Annotated in this window: 20 protein-coding genes; 15 read left to right on the forward strand and 5 right to left on the reverse strand. The window is 54.6% G+C overall.

Going from position 1 to position 18,607, the window contains the following annotated elements; genetic code table 11:
* The first annotated feature begins 88 nt into the window (after window positions 1-88).
* From ACR0AL_RS18040 to ACR0AL_RS18100, 13 genes are all read left to right on the forward strand, one after another.
* Window positions 89-958, forward strand: a complete 870-nt coding sequence (locus ACR0AL_RS18040; RefSeq protein ID WP_480664113.1) for an SMP-30/gluconolactonase/LRE family protein — start codon at window positions 89-91, stop codon at window positions 956-958.
* A gap of 26 nt (window positions 959-984) precedes the next feature.
* Entirely contained in the window at window positions 985-2,019 is a 1,035-nt protein-coding gene (locus tag ACR0AL_RS18045) for a sugar ABC transporter substrate-binding protein (protein WP_170351639.1), read from the forward strand.
* 84 nt (window positions 2,020-2,103) lie between these two features.
* Complete coding sequence (locus ACR0AL_RS18050) at window positions 2,104-3,627, forward strand: sugar ABC transporter ATP-binding protein (RefSeq protein WP_425080914.1); 1,524 nt, start codon at window positions 2,104-2,106, stop codon at window positions 3,625-3,627.
* Window positions 3,624-4,625, forward strand: a complete 1,002-nt coding sequence (locus ACR0AL_RS18055; RefSeq protein ID WP_170351637.1) for an ABC transporter permease — start codon at window positions 3,624-3,626, stop codon at window positions 4,623-4,625. The genes ACR0AL_RS18050 and ACR0AL_RS18055 overlap by 4 nt, the downstream gene beginning before the upstream one ends.
* A 1-nt stretch (window position 4,626) precedes the next feature.
* The gene (locus tag ACR0AL_RS18060; protein WP_050606103.1) at window positions 4,627-5,415 is read left to right on the forward strand and encodes an SDR family NAD(P)-dependent oxidoreductase; all 789 of its coding nucleotides are present in this window, start codon (window positions 4,627-4,629) and stop codon (window positions 5,413-5,415) included.
* A 22-nt stretch (window positions 5,416-5,437) separates the two neighbouring features.
* Entirely contained in the window at window positions 5,438-5,932 is a 495-nt protein-coding gene (locus ACR0AL_RS18065) for a lactoylglutathione lyase family protein (RefSeq protein ID WP_010437254.1), read from the forward strand.
* Window positions 5,925-6,956, forward strand: coding sequence for a C-terminal binding protein (locus ACR0AL_RS18070; protein ID WP_480664116.1), 1,032 nt, complete (start codon window positions 5,925-5,927; stop codon window positions 6,954-6,956). Before ACR0AL_RS18065 ends, ACR0AL_RS18070 begins: the two co-directional genes overlap by 8 nt.
* Before the next feature lie 12 nt (window positions 6,957-6,968).
* Window positions 6,969-7,658 (forward strand): RraA family protein, encoded by a 690-nt coding sequence (locus ACR0AL_RS18075; RefSeq protein WP_170596885.1) that lies wholly within the window; start codon window positions 6,969-6,971, stop codon window positions 7,656-7,658.
* The gene (locus ACR0AL_RS18080; protein WP_170765392.1) at window positions 7,639-8,559 is read left to right on the forward strand and encodes a 2-dehydro-3-deoxygalactonokinase; all 921 of its coding nucleotides are present in this window, start codon (window positions 7,639-7,641) and stop codon (window positions 8,557-8,559) included. Before ACR0AL_RS18075 ends, ACR0AL_RS18080 begins: the two co-directional genes overlap by 20 nt.
* On the forward strand, window positions 8,556-9,182 hold the full coding sequence (locus ACR0AL_RS18085) for a 2-dehydro-3-deoxy-6-phosphogalactonate aldolase (protein ID WP_480664118.1): 627 nt from the start codon (window positions 8,556-8,558) through the stop codon (window positions 9,180-9,182). Before ACR0AL_RS18080 ends, ACR0AL_RS18085 begins: the two co-directional genes overlap by 4 nt.
* The gene (locus ACR0AL_RS18090) at window positions 9,179-9,880 is read left to right on the forward strand and encodes an SDR family NAD(P)-dependent oxidoreductase (RefSeq protein WP_480664120.1); all 702 of its coding nucleotides are present in this window, start codon (window positions 9,179-9,181) and stop codon (window positions 9,878-9,880) included. Before ACR0AL_RS18085 ends, ACR0AL_RS18090 begins: the two co-directional genes overlap by 4 nt.
* 9 nt (window positions 9,881-9,889) lie before the next feature.
* On the forward strand, window positions 9,890-10,408 hold the full coding sequence (locus ACR0AL_RS18095; protein ID WP_170357704.1) for a 2,4'-dihydroxyacetophenone dioxygenase family protein: 519 nt from the start codon (window positions 9,890-9,892) through the stop codon (window positions 10,406-10,408).
* Window positions 10,389-10,802 (forward strand): methylglyoxal synthase, encoded by a 414-nt coding sequence (locus ACR0AL_RS18100; RefSeq protein WP_480664122.1) that lies wholly within the window; start codon window positions 10,389-10,391, stop codon window positions 10,800-10,802. The genes ACR0AL_RS18095 and ACR0AL_RS18100 overlap by 20 nt, the downstream gene beginning before the upstream one ends.
* Before the next feature lie 24 nt (window positions 10,803-10,826).
* Here ACR0AL_RS18100 and ACR0AL_RS18105 read toward each other — a convergent pair whose 3' ends face one another.
* The 4 genes from ACR0AL_RS18105 to ACR0AL_RS18120 form a co-directional block, all read right to left on the reverse strand.
* Complete coding sequence (locus tag ACR0AL_RS18105; RefSeq protein ID WP_170411663.1) at window positions 10,827-11,972, reverse strand: alpha-hydroxy acid oxidase; 1,146 nt, start codon at window positions 11,970-11,972, stop codon at window positions 10,827-10,829.
* A gap of 47 nt (window positions 11,973-12,019) precedes the next feature.
* Window positions 12,020-13,303, reverse strand: a complete 1,284-nt coding sequence (locus tag ACR0AL_RS18110) for a TRAP transporter large permease (RefSeq protein ID WP_170357711.1) — start codon at window positions 13,301-13,303, stop codon at window positions 12,020-12,022.
* Window positions 13,304-13,313: 10 nt separating this feature from the next.
* Window positions 13,314-13,799 carry a TRAP transporter small permease gene (locus ACR0AL_RS18115; protein WP_170357713.1) on the reverse strand — a complete coding sequence of 162 codons (486 nt, stop codon included), beginning with the start codon at window positions 13,797-13,799 and terminating at the stop codon, window positions 13,314-13,316.
* Window positions 13,800-13,877: 78 nt separating this feature from the next.
* Window positions 13,878-14,876 carry a TRAP transporter substrate-binding protein gene (locus ACR0AL_RS18120; RefSeq protein ID WP_480664125.1) on the reverse strand — a complete coding sequence of 333 codons (999 nt, stop codon included), beginning with the start codon at window positions 14,874-14,876 and terminating at the stop codon, window positions 13,878-13,880.
* Between the two features lie 117 nt (window positions 14,877-14,993).
* Between ACR0AL_RS18120 and ACR0AL_RS18125 the strand changes: the two genes are divergently transcribed.
* Window positions 14,994-15,665, forward strand: coding sequence for a GntR family transcriptional regulator (locus ACR0AL_RS18125; protein WP_480664127.1), 672 nt, complete (start codon window positions 14,994-14,996; stop codon window positions 15,663-15,665).
* 901 nt (window positions 15,666-16,566) lie between these two features.
* On the opposite strand, the gene ACR0AL_RS18130 is transcribed toward ACR0AL_RS18125, so the two are convergent.
* Window positions 16,567-17,220, reverse strand: coding sequence for a GntR family transcriptional regulator (locus ACR0AL_RS18130; protein ID WP_170351617.1), 654 nt, complete (start codon window positions 17,218-17,220; stop codon window positions 16,567-16,569).
* Window positions 17,221-17,433: 213 nt separating this feature from the next.
* Between ACR0AL_RS18130 and ACR0AL_RS18135 the strand changes: the two genes are divergently transcribed.
* Window positions 17,434-18,519 (forward strand): Gfo/Idh/MocA family protein, encoded by a 1,086-nt coding sequence (locus ACR0AL_RS18135; protein WP_217356094.1) that lies wholly within the window; start codon window positions 17,434-17,436, stop codon window positions 18,517-18,519.
* The last annotated feature ends 88 nt before the right edge of the window (window positions 18,520-18,607 follow it).

Consider the following 18,607-nt stretch of genomic DNA (forward strand, 5'->3'; position numbering starts at 1 on the left):
AAAAGGTGTTGCCAGATGCAAGATATCTGATACACCAGATTAGGCAAGCTGGTATATCAGATATCAGAATGTACTTAGGAGAAAAAAATTGCGCGCAGAGTTGGTCGTCGATTGTAAGAACCAGCACGGGGAAGGGATTTTCTGGAGTCCCGCCGATGGCCTTATCTGGTGGACCGACATTGAAGGCCGTGCGCTTTGGTCATTTGATCCTGCAACGTCAGAAACTGCCTCTCATGAGATGCCGGAGCGCGTGTGTTGCTTCGCGCCGCGCGCGTCTGGCGGTCTGATCGTTGCCTATGCGGATCGAGTTGTCTTGTTCGATTCGCCCAATAGCGAGGAAACCCTCGTGACGCGATTCGAGCCGAACAATCCGGAGACACGGCTTAACGATGGGCGAACCGATCGCCAGGGGCGATTGATTGTTGGAGGCATGAACGAAGTTTCTGGTAAGGCCGATTCGTCAGTCATCTGCGTCGATAAGGATTTGAGTGTACGGACGATTATCGAAGGAGTGTCTTGCGCCAATTCGACTTGCTTTACGTCCGACGGTGAGACGATGTACTTCGCGGATACCCCGGATCGGGAAATCGTCGCGTTTGATTACGACACCCGCAGTGGAACCGTTTCGAACCGTCGGCGGCACGCGTCTTTCAATGATGAGCCTGGCTTGCCTGATGGGTCCTGTGTCGATGCCGAAGGGGGCGTCTGGAACGCCGAATGGGAAGGCCATCGCGTTGTTCGCGTCGCACCTGACGGCACGATAGATCGCGTGATCGAGGTGCCGGTCTGGAAGCCCACCTGTTGCGCTTTCGGGGGCTCTGATCTCGACACGCTGTTCATCACGACCTCAAGGCTGATGAGTGACGAAGCAGCTTTAACAAAGGAACCGGAATCCGGCGGCCTCTTTGCTGTGAAACCCGGCGTTCGTGGCGTGATCGACGCGCCATTCAAAGGATAACCGACGAAATTCTGGAGGAGAAAACTATGTTGAAAACGCTTATGACCACTACGCTTGTCGCGGGGTTCGCCACTCTGGCAACGGTCGCTCTGGCGGAAAATTATCCAACACCGGTTCCACTTGAGGACGGGGCACAAGCGCCAATCGATGCAATAGAACCCAAAAACGATACGTTCCGGATCGCGTATATGCCGCCGGCGACCGAGTTCAACTATTACATCGCCATCGGTGAAGGCATCAAAGCGGTTGCTGCTGAGGCCGGGGTCGAAGTCTTCATGCTTGCGCCCCAGTCCGGTGCGGACATCAACGGCCAAATGGGAATGATCCAGGATGTGCTGACGCAGGATGTGGATGCAATCATCTTTGGTACCCACGATGAATTTGCTGCCGCACCACTGCTGAAGCAGGCCGTCGACAAGGGCATGGCAGTTTTGATGATCAACTCAGACATCCCGAACTTCCCGACACCAATTCATGGCGTTGTCGGGTACTCTCAGCGTAACGGCACGCATGCTATCGCTGATTGGGCCATTGAAACTTATGGTGATCAACCGCTGAAGGTCGGCATTATCGAAGGGCAGCCTGGCTATCACTCGACCGAACGTGTGGGCGGCTTCCTCGACGGTATCGAGGGCAATGATAACTTCGACGTTGTGGTATCCATTGATGGTAAATGGAACGTTGAAGGCGGCAACACTGCTGGTATGGATATCCTGCAGTCGAACCCCGATCTCGACATGATCTTTGCGGCGAACGACTACATGATCATTGGGGCATCATTTGCTGCAAAAGCACTTGGCCGCAATGATATCGTCCTTTTGGGCAATGATGGTGACACTTCTGGCCTTGAAGAAATCGCGGCTGGCAACATCACGGCAACCGTCAACACCTCGCCATTCTTAATGGGTAAAGCGGCCATGCACGCAACCATTGATGCGCTCAACGGGTCCTATCCCGGCGGCTGGATCGAAACGCCCACATCAATTGAAGACAAAGATGGTGCGATCAGCGTGCTGCAAGAGCCAGAAAAGCTCTTCCCGCAGCCGTCCAAAGAGTACTGAGCTTTCTCCCCGCTTCCCGGTGGCGCGTGCGCGTGCTGCCGGGTCGCAACTCAACCGAGTTTCACTTTTGTCGAGGCAATCGCAATGACACCCGCAACGCCACTTTGGGAGTTTGTCGATATCACCAAGGCCTATCCTGGGGTTTTGGCGAATGACAAGGTTTGCATCCGGCTTATGCCCGGTTCCATTCATGGGCTGCTGGGTGAAAATGGCTGTGGCAAGTCGACTATGATCAAGACTCTGTCCGGCGTGCAGCAACCCGATAGCGGTCAAATCCTGCACAATGGCAAGCCGGTCACGATCAGCGACCCGCAGGCGGCACGTGAATTGGGCGTCGCAACAGTTTTTCAGGAATTCTCGATCGTGCCCACCTTGTCGGTTGGCGAAAACATCTTCCTTGGCAATATGCCTCGGTCCCGCTTTGGCGTGATCGATTGGGCCAAGGTCCACAACGAAGCTGCTCGCGTTTTGGCGGAAATGGATGTCGATGTTTCACCCGAGACCATAACCGGCTCGCTATCGGTAGGCGAGCAACAACTGGTCGAGATCGCGAAGGCAGTCGCGATGGACGCTCGCATGATCATCCTGGATGAGCCGACGGCGGCATTGGGTGAAGATGAAATTGAGCGCCTGCACCAGCTACTGCGCAATATGCGTGAGCGCGGTACCGCTATTCTCTATGTGTCGCACAGGCTGGATGAGGTTGAACGGATCGTTGATGAAGTGACGATCTTGCGCAACGGCTGTGTTGTGCGAGCAAGTGGCGAAACCAAAATCAACGTCTCTGAGATTGTCAGCGCAATGGTCGGTGAGGACATTGGTGAGCATTATCCAAAGGAGCAGAACGCGACCAAGGATATTGTGCTAGAGGCGGCGGGTCTGGCCACCAATTCGGGCGTGAAAGATGTATCGTTTTCGTTGCATCGGGGCGAAGTTCTGGGCTTGGGTGGCGTATTGGGCAGTGGCCGCACAGAGATCGCTCGCGCACTGTTCGGGACAGACGAGCTGACGGGCGGACAGATAACACTGCATGGCAAACCAGTACGCTTCCGCCGGGAAATCGATGCGATCCGTGCTGGATTGGCCCTTGTTCCGGAGAACCGTAAGTTTGACGGGTTGTTCTTCAATTTCCGCGCAAGCGGGAACGTCACCGCAGCGTCCCTTGGCGGGTTAAGCCGGTTCGGTGTCTTGAATCTCAAGGCGGAAGAGCAAGCCACCCATGACCTGATCCGCGATCTGGAAATCTCGACCCAGGCCGAGGAAAAGACGGTCAACTTCTTGTCTGGTGGTAATCAGCAGAAGATCGTGATTGCACGCTGGCTGTTCTCAGCCTCTGACATCCTGATCCTTGATGAGCCGACGCAGGGGATCGATATCGGCGCGAAGATTGCTGTTTACAAGCTGATTAACAGGCTCACTCGGGCGGGAAAATCGATCATTCTGATCAGTTCAGACCATGATGAGTTGCTTGCGATGAGCGATCGGATTGCCGTCGTGCAGCACGGAACGATAGTGCGCACGGTCGATGCATCCGACCTTACTCATGACGACCTTGTGCGCGCGTCCGCCGACACTCCTCAATCCAAGCCTAAGGAGGCTTTCGCATGAAGCGGATCTTTGACACCCAGTTGATCGGACCATTTGCAGCAATGGTGATCGTCGCACTGATCGTGGCACTTACGACGGAACGCTTCCTGAACCCGGGCAACCTTTCTAACTTGTCGCTACAGGTAAGCATCGTGGCCTTGATCGCAATCGGGTCTACTATCGTGATCTTCGCTGCGGGCATCGATCTGAGTTCCGGGTCTATGGTGGCTTTACTGACCATGATCCTTGCGCAGATGTTGAAATTTGTTGGCATTCCACTGGTTCTGGCGTTACCACTCATTCTTCTCATGGGCGGATTGCTTGGTCTGTTCATTGGGCTGATAACAGCCTACGGGCGTATCCCGTCTTTCATCACAACATTGGCGGCGTTGATTGCCTTCAGGGGCCTTGCGCTGACCTTCAACAATGGGTCTCCGATCTTTTCGCTGGATCCGGCGCTGGAGCCAATCTTTTACGGCAAGCTGTTCGGCGTTCCGATGCCTTTCTTCTATCTCGTGTTCTTCTACGTCCTTGCCGCGTTCACTATGAACTTCACGAAACTCGGCCGTGAGATTTATGCCGTGGGTGGCAACCCAGCCGCTGCCGTTCTGACAGGTATCAACGTACGTAAAGTTCAGACGACGACATTTGTCATCGCAGGTTTCATGACTGCGGTTGGTGCGATCCTGATGTCCGCGCGCCTCAACTCTGGTTCACCGAACTATGGCCAGACGCTGGAACTGCAGGCCATTGCCGCTGCTGTTGTCGGCGGGGCCAGCCTTGCAGGCGGCCGCGGCAACATCCTCGCCACGCTGATGGGGGCGATGACAATCGTTATCGTCCAGAACGGTTTGAACCTGAACGCTGCGCCATCATCGGTTCAGAACATCGTGTTGGGCCTGATCATTCTGTTGGCCGTTGGCATAGATATGTGGCGTGCGGAAATTTCGGGCTTGATGGGTCGAATATTCGGTCGCCCCTCATCGCAGCAGTCATCTAACGTTAAGAAGGAGGCCTGAGATGGATCTAGGGCTCAAAAATAAGCTGGTCCTGGTGACTGGCTCAGGTTCCGGCATCGGCAAAGCCACTGCCCGGGTCTACCTGGAAGAAGGCGCGCGGGTCATCGTGCATGGCCTTACCGAGGCGGAAGTGTCCGACTGCGTCGACGACCTGTCATCTCTGGGCAAGGTCGAAGGCATTGCGGCCGACTTAACCAAAACCACTGATGCGGAAACTCTGGCAGAGTTTGCCCGCGCGCGCGGCGCGGTGGACGTTCTGGTGAACAATGTTGGCATCTTTTCGGTCAAACCGTTCGAGGATCTCACCGATGACGACTGGATGCATTACTTCAACATCAATGTCCTGTCCGCCGTTCGGATGAGCCGGATTTTCCTGCCTGACATGCTCGGCCGGGATAAGGGGTCCATCATCAACATGGCCAGCGAAGCGGCAGTGAAACCACTGCCTCAGATGGTGCATTATTCTGTCACTAAAACTGCCATGTTAGGTCTGACACGTGGCATGGCAGAACTGACAAAGGGGACAAAAGTCCGGGTTAACTCGATCCTGCCTGGTCCAACCTGGACCGAAGGTGTCGAGGCCTATTTTGACGGCCTCGCCGATCAAAAGGGTGAGCCGCTCGACACGATCGTCGACAATTACTTCAAATCAGATGAGCCCACATCGCTCATACAACGCTTTGTCCAACCAGACGAAGTCGCCCGCATGATCGTCACGATCTCTGCAAGCACAGCCTCCAATGGTTCTGCGCACCGGATCGAAGGCGGCATCGTTCGCAACATTCTTTAACTTCTAACTGGAGGAGCCCTACATGGCCGCTCTCACTTTCTCTCACATCGGCATCACAGTTCCCGACCTGGAAAAAGCCGTGGAGTTCTATTCCAAGGCATTCGGCCTCTACGTGCTGATGGAACCAACTGAAATCCTGCATGACGAAAGCGCCATCGGTCAGATGTGCGACGATGTATTTGGGGAAGGTTGGGGAAGCTTCCGCATCGCGCATTTGTCGATGGGCGACGGTGTTGGCATCGAATTGTTTGAATTCCCGAAGACCGTCGAAGAAGAACGCCCGTTTGAATATTGGCGGCGTGGCTTGTTTCATTTCTGCGTACAGGACGAGGATCTGGAAGGCCGCGTCAAGGTTATCGAAGACCTGGGCGGGCGCCAGCGCATGAGCCAAGTGCGCAAGTATTACCCAGGTGAAAAGCCCTATCGCATGGTCTATATGGAAGACCCTTTTGGCAACATTTTCGAGCTCTACAGCCACTCGTACGAATTGACCTATTCGGCGGGTGCTTATGACTGATCGCGCCGCCTTTCCCCCCAGAACGGACAAACCCAAGGTCGTGATCACCGATTACGACTTTGGTGATGTTGCCGTTGAGACGGAAATCCTGGAAGCAGCGGGAGCCGAGGTGATTGCGCTTCAGGCCAAGCGTCAGGAAGACCTGTTCGATGTCGCGCCGCATTGCGCAGCGATGATGAACCAATATGCCCGGATCGGGAAAGAAACGATCACGCGGATGCGAAACTGCGAGGTCATCGCGCGCTATGGCGTAGGCGTGGATATCGTGGATGTCGGCACGGCGACGGAAAAAGGTATCCTCGTTACCAACGTGCAAAACTATTGCACCGAGGAAGTCGCCGATCACGCGATTGCCCTTTGGCTGACCCTGGCGCGCAAGTTGCCTGACTATGATCGGGCCACTCACGCAGGGGTCTGGCAATGGCAAAGCGGGCAGCCGGTCTACCGGTTGCGCGGGCGGACGATGGGTGTCGTTTCGCTGGGTAAAATCGGGCAAGCCATCGTTGCGCGGGCGCAATCTTTCGGAGTTACGGTCATCGCTTACGACCCGTATTTGCCAAGAGAAGTCGCCGCGAAGATTGGGGTCGAGCTGGTGAGCAAGCCCGAATTGCTAGCAAGGTCCGACTATATCCTGATGCAGGCGCCGATGACGCCGAACACGCATCACTTTTTGTCGGATGCCGAATTCTCGGTCATGAAACCCGGTGCGATACTCGTGAACACTGGACGCGGACCAACGGTCGACAACAAAGCCCTATTCCGGGCGCTGACCGAAGGCCATCTGGCCGCTGCAGGGCTCGACGACCCCGAAGAAGAGCCGGCCAAGCGCGCCAACTGGACGCCTGATGACAACCCGTTGTTCACACTGCCCAACGTGATCGTAACGCCACATGCGGCCTACTATTCCGAGGAATCCATACACGCAGCGCGGGTCACCGCGGCCACTCAGGTGGCCAAGGTCCTGACAGGGCAAAACCCCGACTATACCGTCAATGCCGACGCATTGGCCGTATCTACCGCATAACAGGAGACTAGAATGCCAGACGTCAGCACGGACCTCAGGGTTTTCAATGATTTTGAAAGAAACCCGGAACTTCTCAAAGAATTCGACAAGGTGTTGGAGGCGTACTCTGCCGCTGCCATTTTTGCGGATGTGCAGTACCGAACAGGCGTGATGGACAGCGCCATCAAACCCGCTTTCCGCGCCAAGGTGACAGGCCAGGCCGTGACGGTTCAGCTTTCAAAAGGCGACCTGGTCGACCCATTGCGAGCGCTTGAAATGGGACAACCCGGGGACGTGATCGTTGTGGACGCGGGTGGTGATCGTCAAACGTCAGTCTGCGGCGGTTTAATGGGCGGTCTAGCCAAGAACCGTGGCATACGCGGTATGATCGTTGATGGCACGGGGCGCGATACAGATGAGCTGGAAGACATCAACTGGCCAATCTGGACGCGTGCGATCACGCCGCGTGGAACGCACACGATGTTTTCAGAACGTAAAGAAGAACTTTCGATCAATGTGCCAATCGCCTGTGGGGGCGTCGTCGTAAACCCTGGAGATTTCATCGTAGCTGATCTTATGGGCGTCGTTGTGGTTCCACAGGAAATTGCCGAAGAAACCGTGCGTCTTGCTCAAGAGCAAGCTGACCGTGAAGAGGAAACCCGTAAATGGGTGGCCCAAGGCAAAACCGTTGAGGATCTGCTGAATGAATTCGGTCGCATCTGAGCCAGCGCTGATCGGCGTAGATTGGGGCACGTCATCGTTCCGTGCATTTCTAATCGGTGCGGAGGGCGAGGTGATCGATGGGGTCTCGTCGCCTGAAGGCATCATGCAGGTTGCGGGACAAACCTTTGAGGCGGTCCTTGATCGTCTAATCGGCCCTTGGGTCGCCAAGGCTAACCTGCCGATCCTGGCATCTGGCATGATCACCAGCCGCAATGGCTGGGTAGAAACGCAATATGCTGAAATGCCGCTGGGTGCTGGCGGTCTTGCGCGAGCGTTGGTCCCCCACGAAGCGGCCAACGGAGCGCGTATTCATTTTGTGACTGGTGCTTCGACAGAACATGCCGGAGGACCGGACGTAATGCGCGGCGAGGAGACCCAGATCATTGGGGCATCTTCGCTAGGTTTGAGCGAAGGTATGTTCGTGATGCCGGGAACGCACAGCAAATGGGTTCAGGTTGCCGACGGGAAGATCGTGGATTTCTCAACCTACATGACAGGTGAGATCTTTTCGGCGCTGAAAGAACACACGATCCTTGGCACTTTGATGAAGGAGGACGCCTTCAGCGAAGACGCATTCGTGATGGGCGTCAAGGCGGGCCTCAGTGGTGAGTCGAACCTGCTGCACAGCCTGTTTCATGTTCGGACGCTTCCTCTCATGGGCAAAATCCCAAAGGTTGCCACGGCCGACTACTTGTCGGGCTTGTTGATCGGGACCGAGGTTGCTGCCGCGACCGGCGAAGTAAAAGACGTCGGCACGATCACTGTTGTTGGACGCAGCGACTTGTCCGACCGATACGAAATAGCGCTTCGAACTGCTGGTTTCGACAGCCGTCGCGCGCCAGATGATATCGTTGCGAAAGGGCATTTTCTGATTGCTCGCGCTGCGGGGTTGGTTGGATGATTGACCTCGCCGCAGCTCTTGCCGAGAACCCGCTGATTGCGATTTTGCGGGGGCTAGCACCAGAAAATGCGCGCCCGGTGTCTGATGTACTCTTCGATGCCGGGTTTCGGATAATCGAAGTGCCACTCAACTCACCGGACCCGCTGGAATCGATAGGGCAGATCGCCGTGAAACATGGCGCTCAAACCATCGTCGGCGCTGGCACTGTGTTGACTACGGATCAGGTCGCGGCGGTTGCAGATGCAGGCGGGCGGATCATCGTGTCGCCCAATATGAACCCGGACGTCGGGCGCGCGGCTGTCGCGCGGGGTCTGTATTGGTGTCCAGGTGTCATGACCCCATCCGAGGCCTTTACGGCGTTGGATATCGGAGCATCGATCCTCAAATTCTTTCCGGCGGAAATGGTGCCACCCGCTGCCATCGCTGCAATGCGCGCCGTATTGCCTGCAGACGCAGTCGTCGCTGCGGTGGGCGGCATAACGCCTGATACGATGGCGTCGTATCATGCCGCGGGTGTAGATGGATATGGGCTGGGGTCCGCGCTGTTCAAACCGAGCTATACATTGGATGATATCGGCAGGCGCGCGCGCGCCTTCATCAGTGTATTGGAGGAACTTGGATGAAACAGGCCCTTGTTACGGGCGGTACGCGAGGGATTGGTGCGGGTGTTGCACGTACGTTGGCAGACGCAGGTTGGTCCGTCATTGCCGCTTCCGCCTCCCAATCCGAATTGGATGCATTCGAGCCTCAGGACGGGATAAAGTTGCAGTTCTTGGATGTCACCGACCAGACATCCATCGATGATGTATTCGGCGAGCTCACGGGTCTCAATGCCTTGGTGAACTGCGCAGGTATTCTTCTGCGTGGCGAAGAATACGACATTGACGTTTTCGCTAAGGTGCTTGATGTGAACCTGACTGGTACTATGCGCTGCTGTCTCGCCGCGCATCCTTTCTTAGCGGAAACAGGTGGGGCTATCGTCAATACAGCCTCTATGCTCAGCACTTTTGGTGGACCTTTGGTGCCGGCCTATTCCGCTTCCAAGGGCGGCGTGGCACAGTTGACGAAGGCGCTGGCAGGTCGCTGGGCCGACGACGGTATCCGGGTCAATGCCATCGCGCCGGGCTGGATCGAGACAGAGATGACCCAAGGCCTTCGGGAAAACCCTGAACGAACGGCAGGGATCTTGGCGCGTACGCCGATGAAACGTTGGGGGAAACCCGAAGAAGTCGGTGCGCTTGTGCAATGGCTTTTGAGTGAAAATGCCAGCTTTGTAACCGGATCGATCTATCCGGTCGATGGCGGCTATCTCGCTATGTGAGGAAAATCAATGAATGACCATGACACCGCCCGAATGCCCTATCAGTTGCCATTCCCCAAGGATGCGCAAGACGAGATCGTGATCCCGAATGCCATGAGCGAGGACGACAGACTGTGGGTTCCGCAGGCAGAGAACGTCTGGTTCCGACCGCTCTGTCTGAACCGCTCGCAAGGTTATTGGATGAACCTTCTCAAAGTGCGCAAAGCTGGCGTTCTTTCGCGGCACCGCCATCCCCAGCCCGTCCACGGCTTCGTCCTGAAAGGGCGCTGGCATTATCTGGAACATGACTGGGTTGCGGAAGAGGGGGGATATGTCTTTGAGCCGCCGGGTGAGACTCATACCTTGGTCGTTCCCGACGATGTCGAAGAGATGGTTACCTATTTCCAGGTCAATGGCGTGATGTGCTATGTTGATCCGTGGGGCAAGGTCACTGGCTACGAAGATGTCTTTACCAAGATTGATCTGTGCCGGAAACATTTCGCGGAAGTCGGTCTTGGAGAAGATTACGTTGAACAATTCATCCGGTAAAGCGCCGCGTTTCGCCCTCGTAGCCCATGATGCGCGAAAGGACGAAATCGTTGAATGGGTGGGTCTGCAATTGGCCCGCCTGTCCAGAGTACAAATCATTTCGACAGGGACCACCGGCAGTCGCATTAAGCAAGCCTATCCACAACTGGATGTGACCTGCCTGAAAAGCGGACCACTCGGAGGCGACCAACAGATTGGCGCCATGATCTGCGAAGAGAAACTGGATGCATTGATTTTCTTTGTCGACCCTCTCTCACCCATGCCACATGACGTCGACGTTAAGGCTCTGACCCGTCTCGCAACGGTATATAATCTGCCAATGGCATGTTCGCGCTCAACCGCGGATCTGATCGTCAAGGGGCTGATTGACGAGGATGACAACGCGCCTGGGTGATACGCCACGCGCCGCAAGCGCCGATCAGCCAGTTCTCAGAAGGTGCTCTGCCAGACTGCCGAGGTTTTCGCTGCCAAGCTGGCTCATGTTGGCCTCAATGTCAGCTTTCAGGATGTGAACGAGATGGTCGATCCCTCGTGCTCCGAACGCTGCAACAGCATATTGAAAGGCGCGCCCGACCATGACGAAGTCTGCACCTTTCGCCAGGGCACGCATGATGTCCAATCCCCAGGCAACGCCAGAGTCGTAGATCAATGGCACATTTGTTCCGACCGCCTCGCGGATGTTCGGGAGTTGGTCAATCACGGCGGGCCCGGCTTCGAATTGACGCCCGGAGTGGTTTGAGACCCAGATGCAATCCACGCCCTCGGCAACCATTTTTTGCGCGTCCTCCGGCCGCAGTACACCCTTGACGATCAGGTGACCCTCCCATTCCTGCCGTAGTTCGCGCAGGTAGTCCCAATCCGGAATCCCTCGTATCAGAGCACCTGCATGGGTAAAGCTTTCTCGCCCGCGTGTGGGAACGTAATCGTCAAAGAACCGCATACGTGGCATGATGCCCTCGCGCAGATGCGCAAGGCACCAGGCGGGTCGTGACGCCATTTCTTTCAGCGTGCGCAGGTCAGCTTTTGGAGGCACGGTCAGGTTGGCGCGGCGTTGTCGTTCGCGCCGACTCTCTTCTGGTACGTCCACCGTGATGATTAGTGTATGAAACCCTGCCGCCTTGATCCGCGGCAGCATTGCGCGGCGCAATTCACCGGAGTTCACCGGGTAATGCTGAAACCATCCGTTGTTGCCAATGTGGGGCGCCACGTCTTCCGGCGATGCTACTGCCACGCTGGACAACGAAAACGGAATGTTGTGCGCGACCGCCGCCCTTGCAAGCATCCGCTCTGCACCCGCCCACATCAGGCCGGACATGCCCACAGGTGCTATCCCGAAAGGCAGATCATATGTTTGACTCATCAGTGTAGTCTGCAGGTCGGCCTTTGTTCGGCCGCATAGAACACGTGGCATGAACCCGATGGCATCAAGTGCGTCGCGGTTTACCTTCAACCCCAGTTCCCGGCCGGTTGCGCTGTCGAGGTATTCGAAAGCAAACTTCGGAATGCGCTTTTGCGCGGTTTTCCGAAGGTCTTCTATCGACGGGTGGGATAGGTCCAGAATCATCCGGGTCCTCTGGTTTTGTTGTCTAACGTTTGAAGCGCCTCAGCCGGTCACCAAAGGGATGGCAAGGCCAGGGAAATTGCGGGCACATAGGTGATGAACATCAGCAGGATCAGCATGCCGGCAAAGAATGGCAGGATCGCCCGGCTGAGGCTTTCGATGGAGACCTTCGAAATGCTGCTGGCCACGAACAGGTTTACACCCAATGGCGGTGTGCAGAACCCAATGGCTAGGTTGACCGTCAAGATGACACCAAAAACGATCGGATCGACACCCAGTGCGGTTGCAACCGGCAGCAGGATCGGCGTCATGATGATGATCGAAGAAATCGTCTCCATGAACATTCCGATCACCAGCAATAGCAGATTGATCAGCAACAGAATGATGATCGGATTGTCGGACAGGCTGGTGATTGTTGTTGCGAGCTCTGTCGGGATTCTTGCGAGCGTGATCAACCTGCCAAAGGCGGTCGCCATGATTACCAATATCAGAATGGTCCCGCTGGTCTTCGCACTGCCCGCCAAAACCTCTGGCAGGTCCTTGAGGGTGATGTCGCCATAGACGAAGATGCCGATGAAGGCGGCATAAACCACAGCAACGGCACCAGCTTCGGTTGGGGTGAAGATACCGCTATAGATACCCCCAAGGATAATCACGGGCACCAGTAGCGCCCAGATAGAAGAGCGGAAACTCTGCCAGACGCCCGGGCCTGAGAACGTAGTCGTCGATTGCTGAACAACCTCGTCTTTTCGCAGCAGAACACGAGCGACCAACATGAACATGAGGGCAAAAAGGATGCCAGGAACAACACCTGCAAGAAACAGTTTGCCGATCGAAACCTCGGCGGTAACACCATAGATGATGAAGGGAATACTTGGCGGTATCATAACGCCGATCATTCCTGAGGATGCCGTCAATGCGCCGCTGAATTTGCGCGTATAGCCGACCTTTTCCATCTCTGGGATCATGTTCGACCCGATGGCGGCTACAGTTGCAGGAGACGAACCGGATATGGCGGCAAAGAACACGCAGGCGAGTACGTTCACATAAGCCAACCCACCCCTGATATGACCGATCAGTGCATTGGCAAACCCAACCAGTCGGCGAGACATTCCGCCGTGCTGCATCAGGTCGCCTGCCAGTATGAACAAGGGAACAGCAATCAGGGGAAATGAGTCCGCGCCTGTTACCACCGACCGTGCCAGAAGAACCATGGGTGGCGTGCCATCCACAAAGACCATCACGATCATAGTGGCCAAGCCCAGACAGATGCCAATAGGCACGCTGAAGAGCAACAGGGCAAAGAGCGTCAAGAAAAGCGTTGTTGCAAGCATGCCAGGTTCCTCACGCTTTGGTTCCTGCGATCAGACGCAGGGTTCGGATCAGATGTTGAGTGACGCGGATCGCGGACAGGCCCGCGCCAATCGGCGCCGAAGCATAAAGGATCGGAATCGGTAGTCCCAAAACGACCGAAGTCTGGCTGGCGACAAAAGGCTGTCGGATAAGCTTGATGCATTCAATTGTCAGAACGATCAGAAATCCAAGGACAAGAAGCGCGATCACAACATCCGCATAAAGCCTTGCGCGCTCGCTTAGGACATCACGCAGGACCGTGATACGCACATGATCGCCTGTGTGGAATGCATAGCTGACGCCAAGCCAGACAAACCATACAAACAGCCAAAGCGTTAGCTCTTCGCCCCATGAAAGAGAGGCATTCAGAATGTAGCGCATGAACACATTGCCAAAGATCAACAAGACAATCGCGGCCAGAAGTGCGCTTGCTAAGACCTTTTCGGCATTCATATCGATCCATTTGATAACCGACACCGTTCACCTCCCCTTGAACGAAAGGGGCACCCGAATCCTCATGGCACGGGTGCCCGTATTGGCTGAGTAGTCCGAGGGTCAGCTTCCGCTTGCTGCGGAAACCGCTGCTACCCAGTCGTCATAGGCTTCGGCGCCAACCTCGTCGCGATACTGCAGGCGGACGCTCTCGGTTTTGTCGGCAAAGGCCTGTCGCTGCTCTGCAGTCAGTTCCAGAACCTCGACACCGGCAGCACGGATCTGTTCCAACTGTTCCGCATCTTCGTTTGCGACCAGTTCCGCCTGATAGTCACGTGCGGCGGCCATCGACTCCCGCACCAGTTGCTGATGCTCTGCGGACAGCGAGTCAAAGAACGGTTTGGAAATGACGGGCATATAGACCGCAAAGACATGGCCCGTGGTCGAAAGGTATTTCTGCACCTCGTAGAAACGTTGTGAGGTAATGATCGCCAGTGGGTTTTCCTGGCCGTCGATCACGCCTTGCTGGAGAGCAGAATAGACCTCACCAAAGTTCATTGGCGTCGGGTTGGCCCCGAGCGTTTCGAATGTCGCCACATGCGCCGGAACCTTCATGGTGCGCAGCTTGACACCCTCGAGATCTGCGGGGGTTGCAACCGGACGGACATTGTTGGTCACATTGCGTACACCCAATTCAAGCCAGCCGAGACCAACCAATCCCTGGTTTTCGACCCGTGCAAGCATGTCATCACCAGCATCGCCATCAAGAACATCAAAGGCGATGTCCTTGGAGGAATACATGTAAGGCAGTTCAATTACTGCAAATGCCGGATCCCAGCCCGCGAAGAAAGAAGAAGGAGGAATGGCCATTTCCAGAACGCCGGTTTGAACGCCTTCAATCATCTCGCGATCAGGGCCCATCTGCGACGAAGGGAATATCTGTACGTCGATCTCGCCATTCGAGCCAGCCTCGACCAGTTCTTCAAATTTCAGTAGCGCGCGATGCATGTGAAACGCTTCTGCTGCGCCATGCCCAACCTTAATGACTGTTTCAGCGGATGCTGCAAAAGCAAGCCCGGCTGACATGACGACGCCAAGCGCCAATGTTGATTTCTTGAACAAGGTATCCTCCCACGGATTTAGTCATTTTCGATCTATTATCTGAGATATCAGATATAATATAGAAATCAAGCTTACATGTGCTATTGTGTTGGAGAGACAAAATAGGACGAAGTGAAAATGACCGAGATTTTGCAGATTAAGCGCCCGGATTCGTTGAGTAAAACTGCTGAAGAGCATATCCGAAAAGGCATAATCAATGGCACGTTTCAATTGGGTGAATCGTTGCCGGAAGTGAAGCTGTCAAATGCCATGGGCATCAGCAAAACTCCGATTCGCGAAGCGCTATCGGCTTTGAATCTTCAGGGGCTCGTTCAGATCTTTCCTCATCGAGGAGCCTTTGTATTCTCTCTTTCTCAAGAGGACGTGGTGCAGCTTTGCCAGTATCGGCTCATCCTAGAATCTGCAGCTTTGGAGCAAGCGCTTGAAAAGAACCCGTCGGTTCTGATCAATGAGCTGGCTACAATTGTTTCTAAGATGTCAGAAGCGCAGGAAGCGGATGAATTCGAGCAGTACTTGGAACTTGACGCCGAGTTTCACGACGCGTTTTTCAGGTCCTGCGGAAACAGTTACCTGCGGGATGGATATCAAAAAGTCAGTGATATCGTCCAAACTATGCGGACGCATCTGTCCAAGCGTTCCAATCGAACGAAGAAATCTTACAAGGAACATCAAGCGATCACATCGCTTTTGGGCGAGGGTAAAGTAAAAGCAGCAACGAACACCCTCAAACGTCAAATCACTCGCGGTGAGCGTTCTTATTCCGATTTGGTTGGTCTGAAGCAAGCATAGGTGCCCACCATTTGGTCACGATGTTCACCAAAAGCGCACCTGGCAGCAAATCTGATGTCGCGTGCGTGGGCAACATAAGTTCAAAGTGGCGGAGTTGGGCTGTTCTGAGACAAGGGCCGTGGCCACGATTAGAGGGTGGTTTTTGTGTTGGGTCAGAAATGCTTGACGATTGGGCCAGAAATGAATGACGTGATTGGCCGATTTATTGAGGTTTTGGCTGTCGATTGAGTCAAATATCAGTGACGTTCCACATTTCCTTGTCAGGCGACACATAGTTCTGCCACCAGCGACAGAACCTTGCCATTTTCGCCTCACTTCCTTCATCCAGCACCTCGACTGATTTCATTGATCGTGACTTCCTTTTAGGAAAACCAGGTTTGATTTGCAGATCATACGCCGAAGGCGCCTGTTCCTGCTGATCTGCCACGTGGCGAACGCGGATGGGGGCGAGGCAATGCTATTCGACAATAGTGGTGCGGCCCGCAACCTAGTTTCGTGTCACTGCGTATCTTGGTTGGTCATTTTTTCTTTGTCTTCGACAGAAACAACCGTTTTCATGTTACTTCTGAGGGTGGATATTGGCGCAGTTACAGCGAATTTACACTTTGTCCGCGAAGCAGCCTTTAGTACTCGTTCCACTGAATGGCCACTACTCAATCAGAGATCGCTTCACATAAAACCGCTTCAAGGATGTTCGCGGTTTGTTATGGTGGTGCAAAGCAACCCTTGGTTGCGGAAGCTTAGCGTTCTCATCCTTGTTTAAACGGCTGCCTGATGTAGCGGGTTCGGATGTTGAATCATAAACTTACGGAATTCGTCTGGTAAGCACAGTAATTAAACTTGCCTTTCAGGTCCCGTGCCGCTGATTCAGGTGATGGAGATAGGCGGCAACAACAGCGAGCTACATAGCCTCCAGCGTATGTGAAAGACCGTTTCGGATGTGATCTACCAACAGCTTCTTAGCGGTGCCCGCGTCTCTGGCCAATGCGGCATCGAACATGCCCTTATGCTCCTTGACGGCCTCTTCGCCGCGATAGGTCAGCACGAGCATCTGATACCGCAAATACTTGTCGTAGATGATCGAGTGCAGAGACAGAAGGTTCTTGGAGTTGCAGGCCGCGATCATCGCTTGGTGAAACTCCCAATCATATCGTTTCCAGGTTTCTTTCTCGGACTCGTCGCCCTTGAGAAGCTGCTGTTCCATCAGGTGCAGTTTGTGGTGCGCGGCAACGAGGTTGCCTTCCCAGTCCGTGTCGCCATTCGCAATGGACAACTCCAACGCGTGGCATTCCAGCAGGACACGCAACTCTGATATCTCGGTCAGGTCTTCGCGAGAGACCGGCGTAACCAGGAACCCCCGTTGTTCCGGGGCTTCGACAAACCCGTCGCTGGCAAGCCTGTTCAGCGTTTCACGAAGTGTCGAAAGGCTTGCTGAGTAGCGCTCTTTCAATGCGTCCAGCTTCAGTTTGGAGCCAGGCTGCAATTCTCCAAAGATAATATCCCGCTTTATGCGCTGATAGGTGCTTGCACCTATCGTAGACGGCTGTTTCGCCATGCGTTTCACCCGATATTTTTAGATTCCTCCTTTAAATACCACTTTACAGAGTTATCAGCAATCCAATGTGATGTATGGTAGAAATAAAAATATCATACATTATTGTGGAATCGCAAAAACCCCAATACGGTCGAGTTCAAGTTGGGCAAAGCAGCTCAGTCATAAACATTGGTTTCGGAGTTTCCGAACCCTCTGGAAGGAAGCAAATTGTCAATGAACTTTCGCATTGCCATTGTCGGCATTGGCCTTGTTGGACGCCGCCACGCAGACGCGATACGCGCGTTGCGTCATGTCGATCTTGTTGCGGTTGTTGATCCCAGTGACGAAGGGCGCACCTACGCTGCGGAGCATGGCGTTGCGTGTTACGAGACCCTCGAGGATATGTTTGCAAATCAGACGCCGGACGGAGCTGTGCTCGCGACGCCCACGACGCTTCACGTCGAACAAGGGCTCACATGTGTTCGGCATGGTTGTCCCGTACTCGTCGAAAAACCGATCGCCGTGGAAGCCTCCGCTGCACTGGAGCTTGTCCAAGAAGCGGAGAAGGCCAATGTGCCACTGATGGTCGGACATCATCGTCGGCACAATCCTTTGATCAAGTCAGCGAAGGAAGCCATTGTCGACGGGAAGATTGGAGATGTGCGCGCTGTCCATGCGAATTGCTGGTTTTACAAGCCCGATGAATATTTTGACGCCGCACCCTGGCGTAAGAAGCCCGGAGCGGGGCCCATCTCGGTCAATCTTGTCCATGATGTCGATCTTCTGCGGTACCTGGCCGGAGAGGTCGTGACCGTACAGGCGCAGTCGGCTACCTCGCAACGCGGCTATGACAACGAAGATGTCGCCGGAGCGCTATTGACGTTTGAAAGCGGAGCGATTGGGACCATTAGCGTATCCGACAGCATTGTTGCTCCGTGGAGCTGGGAGATGACGTCTCAGGAATATCCAATCTATCCGTCGACCACTGAGAGTAGCTACATGATCGGTGGCTCTCATGGGTCGTTGTCTGTCCCCGATCTAAGACTATGGACCTACCAGGGTGAGGAAAGGGATTGGTGGATTCCAATTTCGTCAACCGCGCTGAAGAAGGGTTCCTCTGACCCACTGGTCAATCAACTCGGGCACTTTGTTGACGTTGCTCGGCACGAAGCAGATCCGATTGTGTCCGGATGGGAAGGCTTCAGAACACTTCAAGTCATTGAAGCCATTCAGAATTCCTGCAGAACTGGCGAGACTGTCAAGATAAGAAACCTTCAGGAAATGCAACAACAGAAATTGCAGGTAATGAAAAATATCTGATATTTTGCAAAAAATCTTGCAAAAAGTCCAAAATAGGTCAAAACTCAGAATCGGAAAAATGCATCATGATGTCTCAGGGAGGAGCAAA

Source organism: Ruegeria sp. BB1 (assembly GCF_056539465.1).

Bases quoted from the DNA above. Each gene is read 5' to 3' on its own strand.
- ACR0AL_RS18045 (WP_170351639.1), top strand. From the start codon at position 985: ATGTTGAAAACGCTTATGACCACTACGCTTGTCGCGGGGTTCGCCACT.
- ACR0AL_RS18050 (WP_425080914.1), top strand. From the start codon at position 2,104: ATGACACCCGCAACGCCACTTTGGGAGTTTGTCGATATCACCAAGGCC.
- ACR0AL_RS18055 (WP_170351637.1), top strand. From the start codon at position 3,624: ATGAAGCGGATCTTTGACACCCAGTTGATCGGACCATTTGCAGCAATG.
- ACR0AL_RS18060 (WP_050606103.1), top strand. From the start codon at position 4,627: ATGGATCTAGGGCTCAAAAATAAGCTGGTCCTGGTGACTGGCTCAGGT.
- ACR0AL_RS18065 (WP_010437254.1), top strand. From the start codon at position 5,438: ATGGCCGCTCTCACTTTCTCTCACATCGGCATCACAGTTCCCGACCTG.
- ACR0AL_RS18070 (WP_480664116.1), top strand. From the start codon at position 5,925: ATGACTGATCGCGCCGCCTTTCCCCCCAGAACGGACAAACCCAAGGTC.
- ACR0AL_RS18075 (WP_170596885.1), top strand. From the start codon at position 6,969: ATGCCAGACGTCAGCACGGACCTCAGGGTTTTCAATGATTTTGAAAGA.
- ACR0AL_RS18080 (WP_170765392.1), top strand. From the start codon at position 7,639: ATGAATTCGGTCGCATCTGAGCCAGCGCTGATCGGCGTAGATTGGGGC.
- ACR0AL_RS18085 (WP_480664118.1), top strand. From the start codon at position 8,556: ATGATTGACCTCGCCGCAGCTCTTGCCGAGAACCCGCTGATTGCGATT.
- ACR0AL_RS18090 (WP_480664120.1), top strand. From the start codon at position 9,179: ATGAAACAGGCCCTTGTTACGGGCGGTACGCGAGGGATTGGTGCGGGT.
- ACR0AL_RS18095 (WP_170357704.1), top strand. From the start codon at position 9,890: ATGAATGACCATGACACCGCCCGAATGCCCTATCAGTTGCCATTCCCC.
- ACR0AL_RS18105 (WP_170411663.1), bottom strand. From the start codon at position 11,972: ATGATTCTGGACCTATCCCACCCGTCGATAGAAGACCTTCGGAAAACC.
- ACR0AL_RS18110 (WP_170357711.1), bottom strand. From the start codon at position 13,303: ATGCTTGCAACAACGCTTTTCTTGACGCTCTTTGCCCTGTTGCTCTTC.
- ACR0AL_RS18125 (WP_480664127.1), top strand. From the start codon at position 14,994: ATGACCGAGATTTTGCAGATTAAGCGCCCGGATTCGTTGAGTAAAACT.
- ACR0AL_RS18130 (WP_170351617.1), bottom strand. From the start codon at position 17,220: ATGGCGAAACAGCCGTCTACGATAGGTGCAAGCACCTATCAGCGCATA.
- ACR0AL_RS18135 (WP_217356094.1), top strand. From the start codon at position 17,434: ATGAACTTTCGCATTGCCATTGTCGGCATTGGCCTTGTTGGACGCCGC.